At 33.0% G+C, this 18,884-nt stretch carries 24 protein-coding genes; 16 read left to right on the top strand and 8 right to left on the bottom strand.

The genetic code is table 11. From position 1 onward, the window contains the following. Positions 1–921, bottom strand: a 921-nt coding sequence (locus BKH44_RS02145; protein ID WP_143428288.1) for a hypothetical protein, incomplete at its 3' end; no start/stop codon positions are given. Positions 922–1,050: 129 nt separating this feature from the next. Beyond that, positions 1,051–1,314, bottom strand: a complete 264-nt coding sequence (locus BKH44_RS02140) for a hypothetical protein (RefSeq protein ID WP_095269614.1) — start codon at positions 1,312–1,314, stop codon at positions 1,051–1,053. Positions 1,315–1,531: 217 nt separating this feature from the next. On the opposite strand from BKH44_RS02140, the gene BKH44_RS02135 reads away from it, so the two are divergent. After that, entirely contained in the window at positions 1,532–2,080 is a 549-nt protein-coding gene (locus tag BKH44_RS02135; protein WP_095269612.1) for a YbhB/YbcL family Raf kinase inhibitor-like protein, read from the top strand. A 241-nt stretch (positions 2,081–2,321) separates the two neighbouring features. Next, a complete protein-coding gene (locus BKH44_RS02130) occupies positions 2,322–3,041 on the top strand; it encodes an outer membrane protein (protein ID WP_095269610.1) in 720 nt (239 codons plus the stop codon). A 14-nt stretch (positions 3,042–3,055) separates the two neighbouring features. Here BKH44_RS02130 and ggt read toward each other — a convergent pair whose 3' ends face one another. From ggt to BKH44_RS02115, 4 genes are all read right to left on the bottom strand, one after another. Further along, a complete protein-coding gene (ggt, locus tag BKH44_RS02125) occupies positions 3,056–4,741 on the bottom strand; it encodes a gamma-glutamyltransferase (RefSeq protein WP_095269609.1) in 1,686 nt (561 codons plus the stop codon). Between the two features lie 163 nt (positions 4,742–4,904). Beyond that, positions 4,905–5,408, bottom strand: a complete 504-nt coding sequence (locus BKH44_RS02120; protein ID WP_095269608.1) for a ferritin — start codon at positions 5,406–5,408, stop codon at positions 4,905–4,907. A 78-nt stretch (positions 5,409–5,486) separates the two neighbouring features. Next, positions 5,487–5,663: a hypothetical protein gene (locus BKH44_RS08755; protein ID WP_180674079.1), complete on the bottom strand. Its 177-nt coding sequence runs from the start codon at positions 5,661–5,663 to the stop codon at positions 5,487–5,489. Next, positions 5,660–6,196: a hypothetical protein gene (locus tag BKH44_RS02115; RefSeq protein WP_095269607.1), complete on the bottom strand. Its 537-nt coding sequence runs from the start codon at positions 6,194–6,196 to the stop codon at positions 5,660–5,662. Before BKH44_RS02115 ends, BKH44_RS08755 begins: the two co-directional genes overlap by 4 nt. 97 nt (positions 6,197–6,293) lie before the next feature. Between BKH44_RS02115 and luxS the strand changes: the two genes are divergently transcribed. Further along, complete coding sequence (gene luxS / locus BKH44_RS02110) at positions 6,294–6,791, top strand: S-ribosylhomocysteine lyase (RefSeq protein WP_095269605.1); 498 nt, start codon at positions 6,294–6,296, stop codon at positions 6,789–6,791. 80 nt (positions 6,792–6,871) lie between these two features. On the opposite strand, the gene BKH44_RS02105 is transcribed toward luxS, so the two are convergent. After that, the gene (locus tag BKH44_RS02105) at positions 6,872–7,231 is read right to left on the bottom strand and encodes a cytochrome c (protein ID WP_095269604.1); all 360 of its coding nucleotides are present in this window, start codon (positions 7,229–7,231) and stop codon (positions 6,872–6,874) included. A 68-nt stretch (positions 7,232–7,299) separates the two neighbouring features. On the opposite strand from BKH44_RS02105, the gene folD reads away from it, so the two are divergent. The 12 genes from folD (at position 7,300) to nspC (ending at position 17,350) form a co-directional block, all read left to right on the top strand. Continuing rightward, positions 7,300–8,157: a bifunctional methylenetetrahydrofolate dehydrogenase/methenyltetrahydrofolate cyclohydrolase FolD gene (gene folD / locus BKH44_RS02100; protein WP_095269603.1), complete on the top strand. Its 858-nt coding sequence runs from the start codon at positions 7,300–7,302 to the stop codon at positions 8,155–8,157. A gap of 8 nt (positions 8,158–8,165) precedes the next feature. Next, positions 8,166–9,068 (top strand): signal peptidase I, encoded by a 903-nt coding sequence (gene lepB, locus BKH44_RS02095; protein WP_095269601.1) that lies wholly within the window; start codon positions 8,166–8,168, stop codon positions 9,066–9,068. Then, positions 9,065–9,736 carry a site-2 protease family protein gene (locus BKH44_RS02090; RefSeq protein WP_095269599.1) on the top strand — a complete coding sequence of 224 codons (672 nt, stop codon included), beginning with the start codon at positions 9,065–9,067 and terminating at the stop codon, positions 9,734–9,736. Before lepB ends, BKH44_RS02090 begins: the two co-directional genes overlap by 4 nt. Before the next feature lie 10 nt (positions 9,737–9,746). Continuing rightward, complete coding sequence (rpiB, locus tag BKH44_RS02085; RefSeq protein WP_095269597.1) at positions 9,747–10,184, top strand: ribose 5-phosphate isomerase B; 438 nt, start codon at positions 9,747–9,749, stop codon at positions 10,182–10,184. Between the two features lie 3 nt (positions 10,185–10,187). Further along, entirely contained in the window at positions 10,188–10,526 is a 339-nt protein-coding gene (locus BKH44_RS02080) for a hypothetical protein (protein ID WP_095269595.1), read from the top strand. Between the two features lie 8 nt (positions 10,527–10,534). Further along, on the top strand, positions 10,535–11,101 hold the full coding sequence (locus BKH44_RS02075) for an adenine phosphoribosyltransferase (RefSeq protein ID WP_095269593.1): 567 nt from the start codon (positions 10,535–10,537) through the stop codon (positions 11,099–11,101). Next, positions 11,097–11,723 (top strand): DedA family protein, encoded by a 627-nt coding sequence (locus BKH44_RS08930; RefSeq protein ID WP_257842569.1) that lies wholly within the window; start codon positions 11,097–11,099, stop codon positions 11,721–11,723. The genes BKH44_RS02075 and BKH44_RS08930 overlap by 5 nt, the downstream gene beginning before the upstream one ends. Next, positions 11,724–13,157 carry a leucyl aminopeptidase gene (locus tag BKH44_RS02065; protein WP_095269590.1) on the top strand — a complete coding sequence of 478 codons (1,434 nt, stop codon included), beginning with the start codon at positions 11,724–11,726 and terminating at the stop codon, positions 13,155–13,157. A gap of 2 nt (positions 13,158–13,159) precedes the next feature. Further along, positions 13,160–14,260, top strand: coding sequence for a redox-regulated ATPase YchF (gene ychF, locus BKH44_RS02060; protein WP_095269588.1), 1,101 nt, complete (start codon positions 13,160–13,162; stop codon positions 14,258–14,260). Continuing rightward, positions 14,253–15,092, top strand: coding sequence for a radical SAM/SPASM domain-containing protein (locus BKH44_RS02055; protein ID WP_257842567.1), 840 nt, complete (start codon positions 14,253–14,255; stop codon positions 15,090–15,092). Before ychF ends, BKH44_RS02055 begins: the two co-directional genes overlap by 8 nt. 69 nt (positions 15,093–15,161) lie before the next feature. Continuing rightward, positions 15,162–16,127: a chemotaxis protein gene (locus BKH44_RS02050; RefSeq protein WP_095269629.1), complete on the top strand. Its 966-nt coding sequence runs from the start codon at positions 15,162–15,164 to the stop codon at positions 16,125–16,127. A gap of 8 nt (positions 16,128–16,135) precedes the next feature. After that, positions 16,136–17,350, top strand: a complete 1,215-nt coding sequence (gene nspC, locus BKH44_RS02045; protein ID WP_095269587.1) for a carboxynorspermidine decarboxylase — start codon at positions 16,136–16,138, stop codon at positions 17,348–17,350. A 3-nt stretch (positions 17,351–17,353) separates the two neighbouring features. On the opposite strand, the gene BKH44_RS02040 is transcribed toward nspC, so the two are convergent. Continuing rightward, a complete protein-coding gene (locus BKH44_RS02040; RefSeq protein WP_095269585.1) occupies positions 17,354–17,671 on the bottom strand; it encodes an energy transducer TonB in 318 nt (105 codons plus the stop codon). Positions 17,672–17,975: 304 nt separating this feature from the next. Between BKH44_RS02040 and BKH44_RS02035 the strand changes: the two genes are divergently transcribed. Next, positions 17,976–18,884 carry an outer membrane beta-barrel protein gene (locus BKH44_RS02035; RefSeq protein WP_095269584.1) on the top strand — a complete coding sequence of 303 codons (909 nt, stop codon included), beginning with the start codon at positions 17,976–17,978 and terminating at the stop codon, positions 18,882–18,884.

The following is an 18,884-nucleotide window of genomic DNA, read 5'->3' as shown; positions in this document are numbered from 1 at the left end:
ATTATTGGGATTGACTTGATAGCTATTGGTATTTTTTGTGTTGTTGGCAGCCAAGAGGATGCTATCGCTAGATATATCATTAGAAGCCATTCCTCTTCCTTGCATAGATTTTATCCACTCTGCAAATCTAGTATCTTCTCTATGAGGGTTGGATAATTTAGCCAATCTTGTTTGTGTGTTCAAAGAAGAAATGAAATTTGTCATTTGAGCACTCCTTTGAACCCCAGCATTCAGAGAAGAGAATTTCTTTTGATCATTATGGATGGTTTTGAAAGCTTGTTGTTGAGCTTGAACTGCATATGCTAAAGCTTGATTTTGAGCTTGAATTGCATATACTACTGTGTTGAGTTTGGAGAGGTTATGGTTTATTTCTTGACTGCTTGTCATAAGGTCTTCAATATAAGGTACCTTGCCTGTTGTTTTATCTTTGTATCCTCTAAGAAGAAAATTTAATGCTATTGTTAGGTCTTTTATTTTGTCCATAGCATTTTGTATTGAATTCATATCATTAGGAGTAGCTTCACCTTTTATCGCTGCCTCATAATAATTTTTAACAGCTATGTAGTAATCATTTATTCTAGCTAGATATGAATTTATATTTTTTGTAGTCTCAAGGTCAAACCAAGAACCTAAAGTACGAGAGAAGTTACTAAAATCTAGAACTGTTTTTCGACTGTTGTAATAATTTTTTTTCAAATCAGACATTGTTTTATGATAATCTTGTTGGCTATGCTCAATAGCATTTTTTAGAGAATAGTATGAGTTAAAAGGATTGAAAGGATTGAAAGGTTTTAAAGTAAAATTGTATTCTTTGATTAAAACATTGTTAAAATTAAAAACTTCTTGAGGCTTGACAAAATCCGAAGTCCAAAACCTAGCATTTATAGGTTTTGCCTTTAAATCACTGACCCCCCCCCCCATAAGCAATCAAGCAAAGTATTGCTGAGATTTTTAAGTATGTTTTTTTCATCGAGAGTTCCTTTTGTCAATGTTTTATTTTCTAGCTTAGTTTAATTTATATTTGCTTAAATTCAAATTAATAGATAATTTTTACTTTTTATTAAAGAGTGAATCTTGAATGAGTTTTTCAAATAATTCACCTAAAAACTGCTCTTTGCTCGAATAGCTTAATTTATAGGGCTGGAATAATTCAATTATTTCAACCAAAATTTTTCCATTTTGTAAAAACAGGGTTTCATTGTAAACTTCTCTGAAAGCAAAAAATTGTGAAGATAGTAGCTTGGTATTGCGAAATTCTTTTTTGAGTTCTTCTTCAAGACTTTTGCGTGATTTGCCAGTGAAATTTTTGAGCATTTTTGGAATAAATATTGTTGTTTTCTTTGATAAAACCCAGAATTTCTAAAACTTCTTTGAAATTATCTTTTGTAATCATTTTATTTTCCTGATCAATTTATTGAATCTCAGAATTATAACGGGTTTTTGTGTTTGAAGCTTTTAATTTAATCTCTATCAAAATAATAATGTTAAAATCTTAGTTATCTTTAAAAAAATAAAAAACAGGAGGTTTGTGATGCAATTTTTCGAAGTTACTTTAGATTGGGATAAAAATGGTTTTTTAGATGATAAATATGGTGGGAATGCCACAGCTGAATTCAAAGATAGTAATGGATATCCTGATGTTTCTCCAAAGATTTCTTGGCAAGAGGTTAGCGGAGCTAAAAGTTATGCTTTAGAATTTATTGATTATGATTCTGTTCCTGTTTGTGGCAAAGTATTTGTACATTGGGTAGTAGCTGATATTAGGAAAAATATTTTAGAAGAGAATGCAAGCAGGGTAGATAAAGGCATTTTACAAGGAATCAATAGTATAACGCAAGGATATTTGCGTTCAGACTTGCCAGAAGATAAAAAATTCCAATCTAATCTAGATACTAGTAAATATATCGGACCAATGCCCCCTAATAAAGATCATCATTATTTGTTCACTATTTATGCTTTAGATATTCCCACATTGGAACTTAAAAAACCTTTTTTTATCAGTGATATGCATGATAAAATGCGAGGTCATATCATCGCTATAGGACGAGCAGAATTCAAATATCGCCAATACAAAAGATAGATATATTAAAATCCTTATAAATTTCCCCAATTCCATAGTTATTATATTTTTAGTGTGTTTATACCCATATTGATGAGGAGATTCTCTGGAATCTTTGATTGATATTTAAATTTTATTTAATAATTATGTTAAGAAATAATATATATAATCATTTTATAGATTTATCTAGCATTATTCAGATAATACAAGATAGATATATTAATATATTGTTTGATAAACAATTTAAAATAAGGAAGATTCAATGAAAAAAGTTTTAATGACAGCTTGCTGCTCTTTGGCTCTTGGTGGCTTTTTGTATGCAGAGGATAGTGGGGCATTTGTCGGAGTGAGCTATCAATTCAGTCAGGCAAAATTCAATCAGAACGGTGATTCTGTAACTACTGCAGGAGCAACTGTGGTTAATAAAACATCAGCAGACTATAAACATGATCATTTTATGAATGGTGCGGGTATCAAGCTTGGTTATAAGCAATTTTTTGGTGCTTCTAAGTGGTTTGGATTACGTTACTATGGATTTTTGGACTATGGCTATGTGGATTTTGGTAAGGGTGTTTTGCCTAAGGATAGTTATCATGCAAATATGCTTAGCTATGGTGTAGGTATAGATACGCTTTGGGATTTTGTGAATAAAGAAAATACAAATCTTGGTATATTTGTAGGGGTTGGTGTAGGTGCGGACACTTGGATTCCTAATGGCAAAGATTTTCAAAAAGAATACTTCCCAAATGGTAAGGTGACTTATGCAAACTTCCAAACAACTATTGATGTAGGTTTGAGGGGAAATTTTCATAAACATCACGGTCTTGAGATTGGCGTGAAAGTCCCATTGTTGCAAGATAGTATTTTTAAAGATGTGGATGATAAGATACATCCAGCTCCATTTGTGACCACTACAGGAAATCTAAAAACTGATCTAGATCGTCAGTATTCTATTTATGCGAGCTATATTTATACTTTTTGATTTCCCTAAAAAGATTAAAACTCTTTTCTAGGGTCTCCAGAACCATACATAATATGAGTCTGTGGATCAATAAGGATAGCATTAACATCTCCCATTACAGGCTTCGTAACGATAGTATAATCCATATCATTTAAATTTTCTTCAACATCTTTGCTCATGCCATATTTTTCTATCCTGATTTCATCTGGTAACCATTGCATATGGAATCTTGGTGCTTGTATTGCTTGAGAAATATCCATTTGATGATCAATGACATTGCTAATGACTTGCAAAACTGTTGTGATTATCCTAGCACCACCTGGACTACCTACCACCATAAAAAGTTTGCCATTTTTGAGGACAATTGTAGGAGACATTGAACTTAGGGGTCTTTTGTTTGGTTCTATAGAGTTTGCATTTCCACCGATTAGACCATAAAGATTGGGGGTGCCGGGCTTGATAGAAAAATCATCCATTTCATTATTGAGTAAAAAACCAGCTCCATCAATAGCAGCAGTACTTCCGTATGATGCGTTGATTGTATAGGTTATGCTCACCGCATTTCCCCATTTGTCAGCGACAGAATAATGAGTGGTGTTTTCACCCTCGTGTATTTGATCTAGACCAGGTTTGATATTTGAGCTTTTAGTTGCTTTGTTTGGGTTTATGGATTCATAAATTTTTTTAGCATAATCTTTATTGATGAGTTTATCAATAGGGATTTGGATAAAATCAGGATCTCCCATAAATTCTGATCTGTCTGCATATGCTTGTCTCATTCCTTCTGCCATGATATGAATAGTCTTGCTTGAACCAAATCCAAGTGAATCAATAGGTGCATTTTCCATCACATTAAGTATCTCAATAATATGCGTACCTCCAGAACTTGGTGGTGCCATAGAGATGATATCATAACCTCGATATTTACCAATGACTGGTTTTCTCCATACGACTTGATAATTTTTGAGATCTTCTTTGGTGATGATACCACCATTTTTAGACATATCTTGAGCGATAAGATCAGCTATTTTACCCTGATAAAAGGCTTTTGGTCCTTCTTTTTGGATGAGTTTGAGTGTTTTTGCTAGGTCTTTTTGGACAAAGAGTTCATTTTCTTTGTATGTACTACCATCTTCTTTGAGGAAATATTTTTTTGATGAAACAAATCTGGAGAAATTTTTTTGGGCTTCAAGCATCGTTTCTGCTTGTCTTTGAGAAATAATAAAACCTTCTTCAGCTAGCTTGATAGCTGGCTCTATAAGTTCTGAAAGTGGCTTGGTGCCATATTTTTCTAACATAGCACTCATTCCAGCTACAGTTCCTGGAACCCCTGCAGCTAGATAACCAATAGTGCTTTTTTCAGGAATTACATTTCCATTTTTATCCAAATACATATCTCTTGAGGCTTTTAGCGGAGCTTTTTCACGAAAATCAAGAGTGATATTAGTGCCATCTGCAAGATGGATGACGCCAAAGCCTCCTCCACCGATATTGCCAGCAGCAGGATGGACTACTGCAAGGGCATAGCCCACAGCTACTGCAGCATCAATAGCATTGCCACCTTTATCTAAAATCTCTTTGCCGATTTTATTAGCTAATTGGTGACTAGATAGAGCTAATCCAGTTGTTGTATCTTTTATTGGAGGATAGGCAGCTGCATTAAGCAAGTGAGAAAAAATTAGTGTGCTTAATATTAGAAATACATAAAAGATTTTTTTCATTTTTATCCTTTTACAGAGGGGTTGTAGTAATTTTTAAGGCTTATGGATTTTAACAATAATTGATTTTTTATGCAAGTGATATTGATTTGTGAGGTTTTTAAGGTGAAAGTATGAAAAGAGATTTATTGTAAGTTTAAATGGCTAAAAAGCCATTTAAAAAGTATTATTTTTTTCTTGATAGAGCAATATTTTTAATATATTGATCTGCAAGATATAGTCCATTACCATTATCACCTATCAATCGTACTTTATCGACGATACCTCTAAATAATGCTTCTTCTTCGTGTTGTTCTTTGACATACCATTGCAAAAAATTAAATGTTGGGTAGTCTTTATTTTTGAGCATATGATCGACAAGTTCATTGATAGAAAGTGTGATTTCTTTTTCGTGCTGATAAGTTTTTTCAAATACTTCAAGTAAGCTTTTGAAGGTATTTTCAGGTGCATCTATTTTTGTAAGCTCGACATGGGAATCAGTTTCATTCAAATAGGTAACAAGTCTTTTTGCATGATCACTTTCTTCTTCTGCATGATCAAATAAAAATAATCCAGCACCATCAAAGCTATTTTCATAGCACCAAGAACTCATACTTAAATAAAGATTTGCAGAAAACATCTCTTTTTGTACCTGAGAATTTAATAATTTCACAACTTCTTTTGATAACATGAAAAACTCCTTGTAATTTTTTTGTATCATAATTGTATCATAAATGAGAATAGAAAAGTAAACAAAATGAAATTTATCCTAGTGTGTTTCTTTTACACCTTCGCATTTTTGATTGCATTGATTATCTTTACAGACCATTTCGCATTTAATTGTTGTGAAAGTTTCTTGCACTTTAGGTTTTTTGCTAGCACATCCACTTGATATAAATGCTACTAATAGTAACGGTATAGACAAAGACTTTAATTTATACCTCATTTGAAGCTTTCAATGAGTGATTGATAAGCTGCTCTGAAAGCTTGCTCAATTGATTTGTTTTTATCTTCTTCTTTGATGGAGGCATCTTGACCAATATCAAGAATTTTTTTACCACTAACTTGGGTTGAACTTTTGCCTCCAAAATTTTTGGTTATCTTTTGATTTTTTAAAGATAAGTTGACTTCGCTATTGAGTTGGTTTTGTGCTTTAGAGCTGGCAATTTTTTGTTCAGATGAACTTTGTAAAGAAGTTTTATAAGTGATTTTGAGATCATATATATCATTGCCCTGTTTATTTGTAAATGTGAGGCAATTATCTTTTAGGTTTTGTTTGAGTAGATTTTGGATAAATTCAGTGGGAATTTCAAGATCATTTTGTTCAACATTAATAGAGTCTAAATGGATTTCAGCTAGTGGGGCAGGACATTTTTGTGCTTCATAATTAATGGATGGAGTTTGTGGAGCTGTACAGCCATAAATAGCTAGTGTTAAAATAGCACTTGATAGTAAAAAGTGTTTTTTAAAATATTTCATTTTGCTTCTCCGAATTTTCTTTTATTGATATTTTATTTATTATACCTTAAGTTGGATATAATTACAGAAATATTTTTAACTTTGCGAGGAGCTTCATATGCCTTTGTTAGATAGTTTTAAAGTCGATCATACTATTATGCCTGCACCTGCAGTCAGGCTTGCTAAGAGCATGCAAACACCAAAGGGTGATGAAATATCTGTTTTTGATTTGAGGTTTTGTAAACCCAATCAAGAGATTTTGAGCGAAAAGGGAATCCATACTTTAGAGCATTTGTTTGCTGGATTTATGAGAGAACATTTGAATAGTTCAAAGGTTGAAATCATTGATATTTCCCCAATGGGATGTCGTACAGGATTTTATATGAGTCTTATTGGAACCCCTGATCCTTATGATGTAAAAGATGCATGGGAGGCAAGTATGCGAGATGTTTTGAAAGTCAAGGATGAAAAAGATATTCCTGAGCTTAATATTTATCAATGTGGCACAGCTAAAATGCATTCTTTAAAAGAAGCTCAAGGTATTGCCCAAGATATTTTAGATAAAGGTGTTGGTGTGATGAATACACAGGATTTACTATTAAAAAATTTTCATTGAGATTAAACTAAGATAAATTTAAATATCTAAATATATAGATGGCACTACTTTAGTTTATTTGATTGCTCAAAAATCAGACCTTATTTTTTTGAGTTAATATATAAATATATTGCTTTTATTTCATCATCTGTGAGATTGTATTTTGGCATAATACCTTTGTCTTTGTTGAGAGCTTTTTTAAATGTATCAAATTCCATATCATTGATTTTTGGTGCGATAATGGTTTTGTCTTTTCCTTTACTTTTGTAATGAGCGATGATCTCACTTTCTCCATTTTTCCCATGACATTTTATACACCCGATATTTCGTGGATTTTGATAAAGTTTTTTGCCATATTCTTGTGGAGTGATGAAGCTATTGTCTTTGGCATCTTGAGCTGATAACCAAAAAGGCAGTAAGATAAAAAAAATCGACCAAAGGCATTTATTCCATATTTTCATCAAGTTTCCTTGTGTAAGGTTAAAAAGATTTTATTATAATACATTACTTCAATTTTAAAGGTGATAAAATGACCCTCCTTGATGGCAAATCTTTGGCAATGAATGTTGAACAAAAAATCATTGCCCAAACAGATTATCTTAAAACTCAAGGAATCATTCCAAAGTTAGCAGTCATATTAGTGGGCGAAGATCCTGCAAGCTGTACTTATGTGAATATGAAGATCAAGGCTTGTGAACGTTGTAAAATTGATTATATTGATAAAAAATTATCTCAAAATATCACACAAACAGAATTGCTTGATATTATTGCAAAATTAAATAAAGACAAAGATATTGATGGTATTTTGGTGCAATTACCTTTGCCTGAACACATTGATACTAAAGTGATTTTAGAAGCTATTGATCCACAAAAAGATGTAGATGGATTTCACCCTTTTAATGTTGGCAAGCTCTTTGCTGGTTTGGAAGCTTTTGCACCTGCTACTCCAATGGGTGTGATGAGTCTTTTACAGCACTATAATATAGATGTTAGGGGTAAAAATGTTGTTATAATTGGAGCGAGCAATATTGTCGGGAAGCCTTTATTTTCTCTGATGTTAAATGCAGGTGCGACTGTAAGTATCTGTCATGCTTTGAGTAGGGATATTGGATTTTTTAGTAGAACATCTGATATTATTTGCGTAGGGGTGGGAAAACCCGGACTTATTCAAGCAGATATGGTAAAAGAAGGCAGTATTGTGATAGATATTGGCATCAATCGTCTTAAAGATGGCAGATTGGTGGGGGATGTTGATTTTGAGAATGTTTCTAAAAAATCTGGTTTTATCACTCCGGTTCCGGGCGGTGTTGGTCCAATGACTATTGTTTCTTTGCTTCAAAATACTCTTTTTGCTGCTAAAATGCGTAAAATTAAAAAGACTTTTTAAGGAATCAAATGAAAATTTTAAAATCCATTTATAATTTTTGTGCTAGTTGGACAGGTACGATTATTATTGTTTTATTTGTTGTTTTTTTTGTGGCACAGGCTTTTATTATTCCATCACGTTCAATGGTAGGGACTTTGTATGAAGGGGATATGTTATTTGTAAAAAAATTTTCTTATGGCATCCCTACACCTAAAATTCCTTGGTTGGAGATACCTGTATTGCCTGATTTTAGAGGTAATGGACATCTGCTTGAAGGTGAAAGACCTCAAAGAGGTGATGTAGTCATTTTTATCCCTCCACATGATCCAAAACAGTATTTTGTTAAAAGAGATTTTGCAGTAGGTGGCGATGAGGTTATTTTTAATGAAAGAGGATTATATTTACACCCTTATGAAGGGGATGAGTATGTTGAAAGTCATTATGATCCTGATAGGGTTATGATAATGATGGGTAAAAAATTTGTTTTTGAACCTTATTCCCAAGATCATCCAGGTATTCATTATCAAAATAATAATTCTAGTTTTTTTAGAATGGCTGCCCTAACTCAACAGCTTATTAATAATGGAACCTTAGTTTTTAATGATGATCCAAATAAAATGGGTATTGCAATGATGCCTATGAATATTGATGGTGAATTAATGTTTTATAAAAAGATCGCTCCTGATGAGTTTTTTATGATAGGGGATAATCGTGATGATAGTGCAGATTCAAGATTTTGGGGAAGTGTGCCATATAAAAATATCATTGGGAAACCATGGTTTATTTATTTCAGTTTGAATCTAGCAAATAGCATTGAATCTGGTGCAGATCATGATCCAAAAGCACGTTATACAATTCGTTGGAATCGAATGTTTAAAAGTGTTGAGGCTTTAGAAAAAGAACAATTAAAACAAAGAGCAAGTAATAAATGAACTTTTCTGAACTTTTTTTGCCAGAAAATATTATCAAGACCCTTATAATGATAGTAGCTTTTTTGATAGCTATCATTGGTCATGAAATCATGCATGGTTATGTAGCATTTAGATATGGAGATGATACAGCTAAAAAAATGGGTCGTTTGAGTATTAATCCTATCAAGCATATTGACCCTATTGGATCAATACTGCTTCCTTTGATTTTATTTTTTTTTCAGGCTCCATTTTTATTTGGATGGGCAAAGCCTGTGCCTGTAAATATGGACTTTATAATCCGTAAATGGGGCTATGGTGCAGGCGTCGCTGTAAGTTTGGCAGGTGTTGCTTATAATTTGATTTTTGCTTTGATAGTGAGTGTACTTCTTTTTAGTGGTTTATTTGGGGATATTTCAGGTGAGTGGGGAGCTGTTTTTATAGGGTTTTTAGTACAACTTATTGTTTATAATGTAGTTTTGGGTATTTTTAATCTTTGGCCTATCCCTCCACTTGATGGTTCACAAGCTTTGAGTTTTATTTGTTTGAAGTTTGGTATTGAGGTTGTGCCAAGATTTTTTTATCAAATCGCTCCTTATGGTATGATTATTCTTTTGGTTGTTTTAGCAACACCATTGTCACAGGTATTTTTTTATCCAACACAGCTATTATTGAGATTTTTGTTGACTTAGAAGGATTTTTATGCTTTATATTTTAGGTACTGATCATGCTGGACTTCTTTTGAGGGATTTTGTAAAGACGTATGTTTTAAAATCAGGGCATGAGGTACTTGATTTTTCTCCTACGCATAATGGTAGGGTTGATTATCCTGATTTTGCACAAAAGGTTTGTAAAGAAATCTTGAAAACAAAAAATTCTAAAGGTATTCTTATCTGTGGTAGCGGATTAGGAATGAGTATTGCTGCTAATCGTTATAAAGGTATTCGAGCCGCTTTATGTTTGGATGCCTATATGGCAAAAATGTCACGATTGCATAATGATGCAAATGTATTGTGTTTGGCTGAGCGGATCAGTGGTTTAGGCGAAATAGAATCTATTTTAGAAGCTTTTATACATACTGATTTTGAAGGTGGAAGACATCAATGTAGGATATCAAAAATTGAGGATTTTGAGGAGTAAAAAATGGATACAATAATATGGTGGTTTTTGATTACATTTTTTATTTTATTCGTTTTGTATATGCTTATAAAAACTTTTTTTTATAAATCCGTAGCACAAAAAGAACAGAGGAATTCAGCTTCTATGAAATTGACACTGCAAGAAGCTGAAATTTTGATACAAAAACACCAATTACAGCTTCAAAGAGCACTTGGAAATATAGATATTTTAACCCAAGAAATGAATACACTTAAAAATGAAGTTAAGACCTTAAAACAAAGAAATTCGCAATATCGTGTTGAAACTGACAAATATAAAACTAGAATAAGGGATTTGGAGCAAAAAATTGAAGCTCTATTGTAAGGAAAAATATGCAACCTGTTTCTGAAAAGCTTAAAAAAGAGTTACTTGCTTCTATCCGTAGTGTGATTGATTATCCAAAACCCGGCATTGTTTTTCGAGATATTACAACCCTTATTAACAATCCTATATTGATGAATGCTTTGATTGATTCTCTTAAGAATTATTATTTGGAAATGAAGATTGATTTTGTTGTTGGGATTGAATCTAGAGGATTTATTTTTGGTGCAGCACTTGCTTATGCTTTGAGTGTAGGGTTTGTGCCTGTGAGGAAAAAAGGGAAGCTTCCCTTTACTGTTGTGAGTGAAAAATATAGCCTTGAGTATGGATTTGATGAGGTAGAGATTCATATTGATGCTTTTAGGGATGTTAAATCTCCTAGGGTTATTTTGATTGATGATTTGATAGCTACAGGGGGAACTGCTCAAGCTGCATTAAGGCTGATAGAGAGTCTGGGGGCAAATTGTGTAGAGGCTTGTTTTTTGTTGAATTTGGAATCATTGGGAGGTGCAAAAAAGTTGCGCGAAATCGTTAAGGTTACCAATGTATTAGATATTGAGGTTAAAGATGGGGATTGAAGAGTATATTATTGGTCTTTGGGATACATATGTTGCTGATTGGGGATATTTGATTTTATTTTTTTGGAGTGTTTTAGAAGGAGAGCTTGGTCTTATATTTGCAGGTATTGCAGCCCATACTGGGCATATGAATGTTTTTTTAGCTGTGTTTGTTGCTGGTTTGGGAGGGTTTGTCGGTGATCAGTTTTACTTTTATATTGGTAGATTTAATAAAGGTTATATCCAAAAACATTTGAGCAAGCAAAGGAGAAAGCTTGCTTTAGCTCATTTGTTATTACAAAAATACGGTTGGCCAATTATTTTTATTCAACGTTATATGTATGGCATGAGGACTATTATCCCTATTAGCATAGGTTTGACACGTTATAGTGCATTAAAGTTTGCTTTTATAAATCTTATCAGTGCTTGGGTTTGGGCAGCTATTACGATTTTTATAGCATGGTTTTTGGGTGAACAAATATTACATATTTTGTCTTGGTTGAAGCATCATCCTTATATTTTTATCATTTTAGCATTGCTTTTCTTGGGATTTATCATTTGGTATTTTAATTCTCATACAAAGAAAATTGATAAAAAAATTCAGAAAATTCAGTCTAAAATAGACTTAAGAAAGGAAAAATAAATGTTAAAAATTAATCTTAAAAGCACAAGTTTTATTGATACTAAGGCGGATATAGGTATTGTATTCGTAGTGAATAAAAATTTTAAACATACTTGGATTGAATCTAAAATTTTTAAAGAATTTGGCTACGAAGGTGAAGGGATTTTTTTTGATCAACGAAATAAAATTATTTATGTTGGAATCAATGCTTTTGAAATAGATTTATTTCGAGAAGCTAGCATGCAAGCAGTTCGTTATATCAAAAAAATGCCTTTCAAAAGTATTAAAATAGGTATTTATGGTAATGAGGAAATGATGCAGGCAATTTTTTTAGGGATGTTGCTTGGAATGTATGATTTTTCTGAATATAAAAGTAAAAAAAATACTCCTTTCCTCAAAGAAATATTTGTCGCCAAAGAGAATTTTGATAAAACACCTATCAAGAATTTACAAGCTACTTTAGATAAGGCTGTAATATTATCTGAGAGTATTATGCTGGTGCGAGATATTATCAATACCCCTCCACAAGAAGCAACTCCTTTATTTTTGGCTGATATAGCGAAAAAAATTGCTAAAGAAAATAAACTTCAATGTCAAATTGGTGATGAGAAATTTTTAAAAAAAGAAAAAATGGAAGCATTTTTGGCTGTAAATCGAGCCTCTTGCTTTCCTCCAAGATTGATACACTTGACATATAAACCTAAAAAATCAAAAGCAAGGGTTGTGCTTGTAGGTAAAGGTCTTACTTATGATAGTGGAGGACTAAGTTTGAAACCTGCTGATTTTATGGTGACAATGAAAGCAGATAAAAGTGGAGGTTGTGCTGTTTTGGGCATTATTAATGTGTTGGCAAAAATTGGAGTTAATGTTGAGGTTCATGCCATTGTGGGTGCCACTGAAAATATGATTGGAGGGAATGCTTATAAGCCTGATGATGTTTTGTTTGCCAGAGAGGGTAAAACAATTGAAATCCGCAATACCGATGCAGAAGGGAGATTAGTCTTAGCAGATTGTTTGAGCTATGCACAGGATTTGAAGCCAGATTATTTGATTGACTTTGCTACACTTACTGGAGCTTGTGTGCTTGGATTGGGAGAGTTTACTAGTGGAATTATGGGTTATAATGAAGAGTTAAAAGCTAGATTTGAAAAACTTGCCTTAAAATCTGGTGAATTGATGGCAACTTTACCTTTCAATCGTCATCTTGGTAAATTGATTGAATCAAAAATAGCCGATGTGTGCAATGTAGCTTCTTCAAGGTATGGAGGAGCTATCACAGCGGGGATGTTTTTAGGTCAGTTTATTCGTGATATTTATAAGGATAAATGGCTGCATATTGATATTGCAGGTCCAGCTTTTGTAGAAAAAGAATGGGATATTAATACGGCTGGGGCAAGTGGTGCAGGGCTTCGTGCTTGTGTAGAGTTTATCCTTGATGTCGAAGCAAGGGGTTGAGTATGGGGCTTTCAATAGGTATTGTTGGATTGCCAAATGTTGGCAAATCAAGTACTTTTAATGCTCTGACAAAAGCACAAAATGCACAATCAGCAAACTATCCTTTTTGCACAATAGAGCCTAATAGAGCAGTTGTGAATGTCCCTGATGAAAGATTATTAGAGCTAGCTAAGATTGTAAAACCGGAGCGGATTTTACATTCAGTTGTTGAATTTGTTGATATTGCTGGATTGGTAAAGGGTGCGAGCAAGGGTGAGGGGTTAGGCAATCAATTTTTAGCAAACATTAAAGAATGTGATGCGATTTTACACCTTGTACGTTGCTTTGAAGATGCTAATATCACTCATATTGAAGGTAGGATTGATCCAATAGGTGATATTGAAATCATTGATCTTGAGCTTTTGCTTGCTGATATAGAGACATTAAACAAACGAATTGAAAAGCTTCAGAGGCAGTCAAAGACTGATAAAGAAGCGAAATTGTCTTTAGAATGTGCATTGAATTTGCTTGAGCATCTTGAATCTTATAAGCCAGTGAGAGTTTTTTCACATAAGGATAGTGAGGTTTTTATTCAGCTTAACAAAGAGTTGAGGTTTTTGACAAATAAGGAAGTAATTTATGGTGCTAATGTAGATGAAGAAAGTGTTGCTTTGGGGAATGAGTATTTTAAGAAGGTTGAAGAATATGCTCATAAGAATAATGCTGAAGTGATTTTACTATGTGCAAAACTTGAAGAAGAAATGGTTGGGATGGAAGAAAATGAAAGGCTTGAATTCTTGGAAAGTTTGGGTTGTAAGGAGACTGGTTTAGGACAGATTATCCGTACAGGTTTTTCTAAACTTGGTTTGATTAATTACTTTACTGCAGGGGTTAAAGAAGTTCGTTCTTGGACTATCCATAAGGGTGATAGTGCACCTATAGCAGCGGGTGTCATTCATAAGGATTTTGAAAAAGGTTTTATTAGGGCAGAGACGATTAGCTATAAAGACTATATTAAATATGGCGGGGAACTCAAAGCCAAAGAAGCAGGAGCTATGAGAATAGAAGGTAAGGATTATATTGTTGCAGATGGTGATGTGATGCATTTTAGGTTCAATGTTTAAATTCAAAAAAATTTATATTGAGCTCAGTGATATTTGCGGTTTGCATTGTAGCTTTTGTCCTAATCCTAAAAATATTCGTAAAGTGATGCCTATAAATTTGTTTCAAAAAGCTTGTGAACAGTCTGTGGGATTGTGTGAATATATTGCATTGCATATTTTGGGTGATCCCTGTAAACTTGATGATTTAAAAGATTATTTAATGATCGCTCAAAATTATGGTTTGAAGGTGGATTTAGTTACAAGTGGATTTTATTTATATCAAGATAATTTTGATTTATTGCTTGACCCTCCAATCCATCAACTTTCTATTTCTTTGAATGCTGGATTTGATGTTTTCAACCCTCAGAAAAAATATTATCTTCAGACCATCTTTGAACTTTGCCATTATAAAATTTTAAAAGATACATCCGGTTTTATCAATTTAAGGATTCAAGATAGTACTTTAGATGATTTATCTGGGATGAAAGAACTTATATTAGAAGAATTTAATGTGTTTGATAGAACCCAACAAAAAAGGTTTAGATTGGGCAAAAAGGTTTTTTTAAATATCACAAAAACTTTCCAATGGGCTAAAATCAACCCACAAAAAACTCCCAGTTTTTCTAAGTATTGTTATGGATTGATTTCTCAAGTTGGGATTTTGGCTGATGGGACAGTGGTGCCTTGTTGTATTGATGTGAGCGGAAAGATTAATTTAGGCAATCTCAATTCTCAGGACTTGATAGATATTTTAACTTCAAAAAGAGCATCAAATATCAGGGAAGGGTTTTTAGCGCATAAGGCTGTTGAGGAGCTTTGTGCCCATTGTCAATACCCAGCAAAGAGAGGATAATACTTTTTAAAATAAAACTATGCTATGATTAAGGGCAATTTAATATGAAGGATTAGGGGTATGTCAGGTATGTCAAATCTATCACAAGTCGATCAAGTGACGAGTTTGCACAAAAATAATGAACTCCAATTGCTTTGTTTTCGTTTGGAAAAAAATAAAGATTTATATGCAGTGAATGTTTTTAAAATCAGAGAAGTTGTAAAGTATCGGGGTGATGTCACAGTGATAAACCACGAAAATAGTTCTTTAACTGAAGGTCTGATAACTATCAGGGACATGACTATCCCTTTAATTGATATGAAGAAATGGTTTTATTATGATAGCAAAAATAAAAATAAAGATTTGAGGCCTTATAAGATTATCCGTGAGGATAGTGAAGATGATGTTATTATGATTTGTGAGTTTTCTAGATGGACCATTGGGGTGAGGATATATGAGGCAGATAGGATTTTGAATAAAAAATGGACTGAAATGGAGCAAAGTGCAGGTGTAGGTGGTGCGGGTATGAATAGCAAATTAGTAAGTCGCACAAGGTATTTTGATGGAAAGCTGGTTCAGGTCGTAGATATTGAGCGGATGTTAGTAGATGTTTTTCCTTGGATTGAAGAAGAGAAACAACAAGAATTACATAAAGTCAATAAAATCAAAACAAATAAAACCATATTGCTTGCTGATGATAGTCCAAGTGTTTTGAAAACAATGCAGATTATTTTGAATAAAATTGGCATTCAACACAATGATTTTATGAATGGTCAGGCATTGCTTGATTATCTTTTTGCTCCTAATACTGATATTGGAAGTATTGGGATGATTATCACAGATTTAGAAATGCCTGAAGTTAGTGGTTTTGAGGTCATCAAGCAGGTAAAAAATAACCCTCAGACTGCTCATATTCCTATTGTTGTGAACTCTTCAATGAGCGGAAGTAGTAATGAAGATATGGCGAGATCTTTGAATGCAGATGATTTTATTTCTAAATCCAATCCTATTGAGATTGAAAGAGATATTAAACAGTTTATTATTGATAGGCAATGAGGTTTGATATGAAATATCTTGAAATCCCTACGCCTTCTTATGTCCTAGAAGAGGAAAGATTAAAACACAATCTAGAAATCCTCAATAGTGTGCAAAATATTAGTGGTGCTAAAGTTTTACTTGCTTTGAAGGGCTATGCGTTTTGGAGGAAGTTTGATTTAATGAGGCCTTATTTGAGTGGTTGTTGCACGAGTGGTATTTATGAGTCTATGCTTGCTTTTGAGGAATTTGGAGGTAGAGAGATTGATAAAGAAATTTGTGTTTTTAGTCCCGCTTATAAAGATAATGAGGTTGAACAACTTTTACCAATCATCACGCATATTATTTTTAATTCTTTTGATCAATGGCAAAAATTTCATCAAAAAATTGAAACAAAAAACAGACAATTAAAATCTTTGGGATTATCCTGTATTGAAATGGGTTTGCGTGTTAATCCACTTTATAGTGAAGTGGAACCACCTATTTATAATCCTTGTATTTCTGGGAGTCGACTGGGGATTGTGCCAAGTGAATTTCAAAAGGGAGTAGAAAAATTTGGCTTAGAGGGTATCAGTGGCTTACATTTCCATACACATTGTGAACAGAATGCAGATGCACTTGAACGGACATTAGTACATTTTGAAAAACATTTTAGTGGATATTTTCCTAAAATAAAATGGATTAATTTTGGTGGAGGACATCATATTACCCGTAGTGATTATGATGTTAAAAAGCTCATTGATATCATTAATCATTTTAAAGAAAAATACCAAATCAGAGATATTTTCCTTGAACCTGGAGAGGCTGTAGGCTGGCAGAGTGGTTTTTTGATTGGAGAAGTTTTAGATATTGTTTATAATCAAATACCTATAGCAATTTTAGATGTGAGTGCAAGTGCACATATGCCTGATTGCCTTGAAATGCCATATAGACCAAATATCAAAAGAGTCTCACTTATCAATGGAGAAGAATGTGTTTTTGAAGATAAGGGAGTAGGGGTTGGTCAATATACTTATCGTTTTGGTGGACCAACTTGTTTGGCTGGAGATGTGATTGGGGATTATAGTTTTGAGACACCACTCAAAATTGGCGATAGGATTTTATTTGAAGATATGATGCATTATACGATTGTTAAAAACAATACCTTTAATGGAGTCCCTTTGCCTAATTTTGGGATTATTTCTAAAGATAAATTTGAACTTTTGAAAAGTTTTAACTATAGTGATTATAAAAATCGCAATTAGATTTTACTCATTTCTTTTTTGAGAAAAATATAATTTGATATTAAAATCAATGGGCAAAACAAATGATAAATGATGACGATCTTTTATCAAAGATTTCGGGGGTCTTGGGAGTGGGGAAGCTCTTTTGAATAGTTCAAGTGATTCATTGTCAAGAGAGCTTGAACCGCTGCTTTTGAGTAAAGTGGTTGAGATGATTTCGCCAAGAGGGTTTATGGACACTCTGATTATCGCCCTACCTTCTTGTTTTTGGTTCAATGCAGCTTGAGAGTATTGTTTCAAACGATTGAGATGTCCTAAAACAAGTCCTTTTAAATGATTCATTTATCCTTAGTAGCTCTTATAAGAGCAATTTTTAAATACCCACTATCCCTTAAAATATCCATTATTTTCATCATCAACCCATAAAGAATACTTTTTTATCAGCTTGAAAAAAGATTATTTTTTCTTTTTTGGGGTCAATTTGTCTTAATATTGGAATGATTCCAGATGATTGAATGGTTTTTCTCCAAAGAATTTTGCATTTTATATATAAAATTTACTAAAAAACTTGACGGGGGGGGGGAATATATTATAATACAAAAATAAACTTCAAGTTTGGAATAAAATGAATAGAAAGGATAAAAAAATGGAATTAGTTAAAAAAGGTTTAATTTTAGCACTAAGTAGCTTTTTGTTTATGAATCTTGCTTTTGGAGATGAAATAGATGATCAGATCAAAAAATTAGAAAAAGAAAAAGCAAGATTGAATGAAAATAATCCAGAAAATCAATCTGTTAATAATAACAAAGTGAAAGTCAAAACAAAAAAGCCTGAGTCTAAGAATGGATTTTTTCTTGGAGTTGAAGGGGATTTGGGAGGTTCAGATATGACTGTCCTTGGCAAAGCTCAACTTATAAGATCAGATAAGGCAACTCCAGAATATGACCATGCGACTCTATATCAAAAATCAACCACTTTTGATGCAGGATTAGTAGGTGGTTATCAGCATTATTTTGGTGAGTCTCAAAGGCATGGGATAAAAGTATCAGCTCATATTTATAGTGGTTTTGGGAATAGTTGGGTTGTTAACAAAAATAAATCTGCCTTCAATACCTTATCTTATGTCCCTATCAAAGCAGGTTTGGATATCAAATACCTTTGGGATTTTTTACAAAAAGGCAAACATACACTTGGACTCAATGTAGGATTTGGCTATCAATTCAACGCATATGTTGATGGCAAAGATGTTTGGAAAAGTTATCCTGGAGAGAAAACCACACTTGAGAGTGAACCCGATAAACACAACAATATTTATGAAAATGAATTTTATCCTGTGATAGGACTGCATTATTATTATGGGCATCATCAATTTGAATTGATGTATCGATTTGGGGGAATATGGGATCATTCAGGAAGAGAACATGAACAATCAACTGATAGTGGAACAGCCAATGAAGGCTTAGCGACAAGTTTTACCTATAAAGAAACCCTTGACGCAGATCTCATCATCCATACAGCTTCTTATCTATCATTCAACTATACCTATAGATTCTAA

The organism is Helicobacter sp. 13S00477-4 (assembly GCF_002272785.1).
In the GTDB taxonomy this organism is placed as follows: Bacteria; Campylobacterota; Campylobacteria; order Campylobacterales; family Helicobacteraceae; genus Helicobacter_J.
The sequence above is the reverse complement of the archived record's forward strand: the minus strand, read 5'-3'. Positions and strand labels throughout refer to the sequence as shown.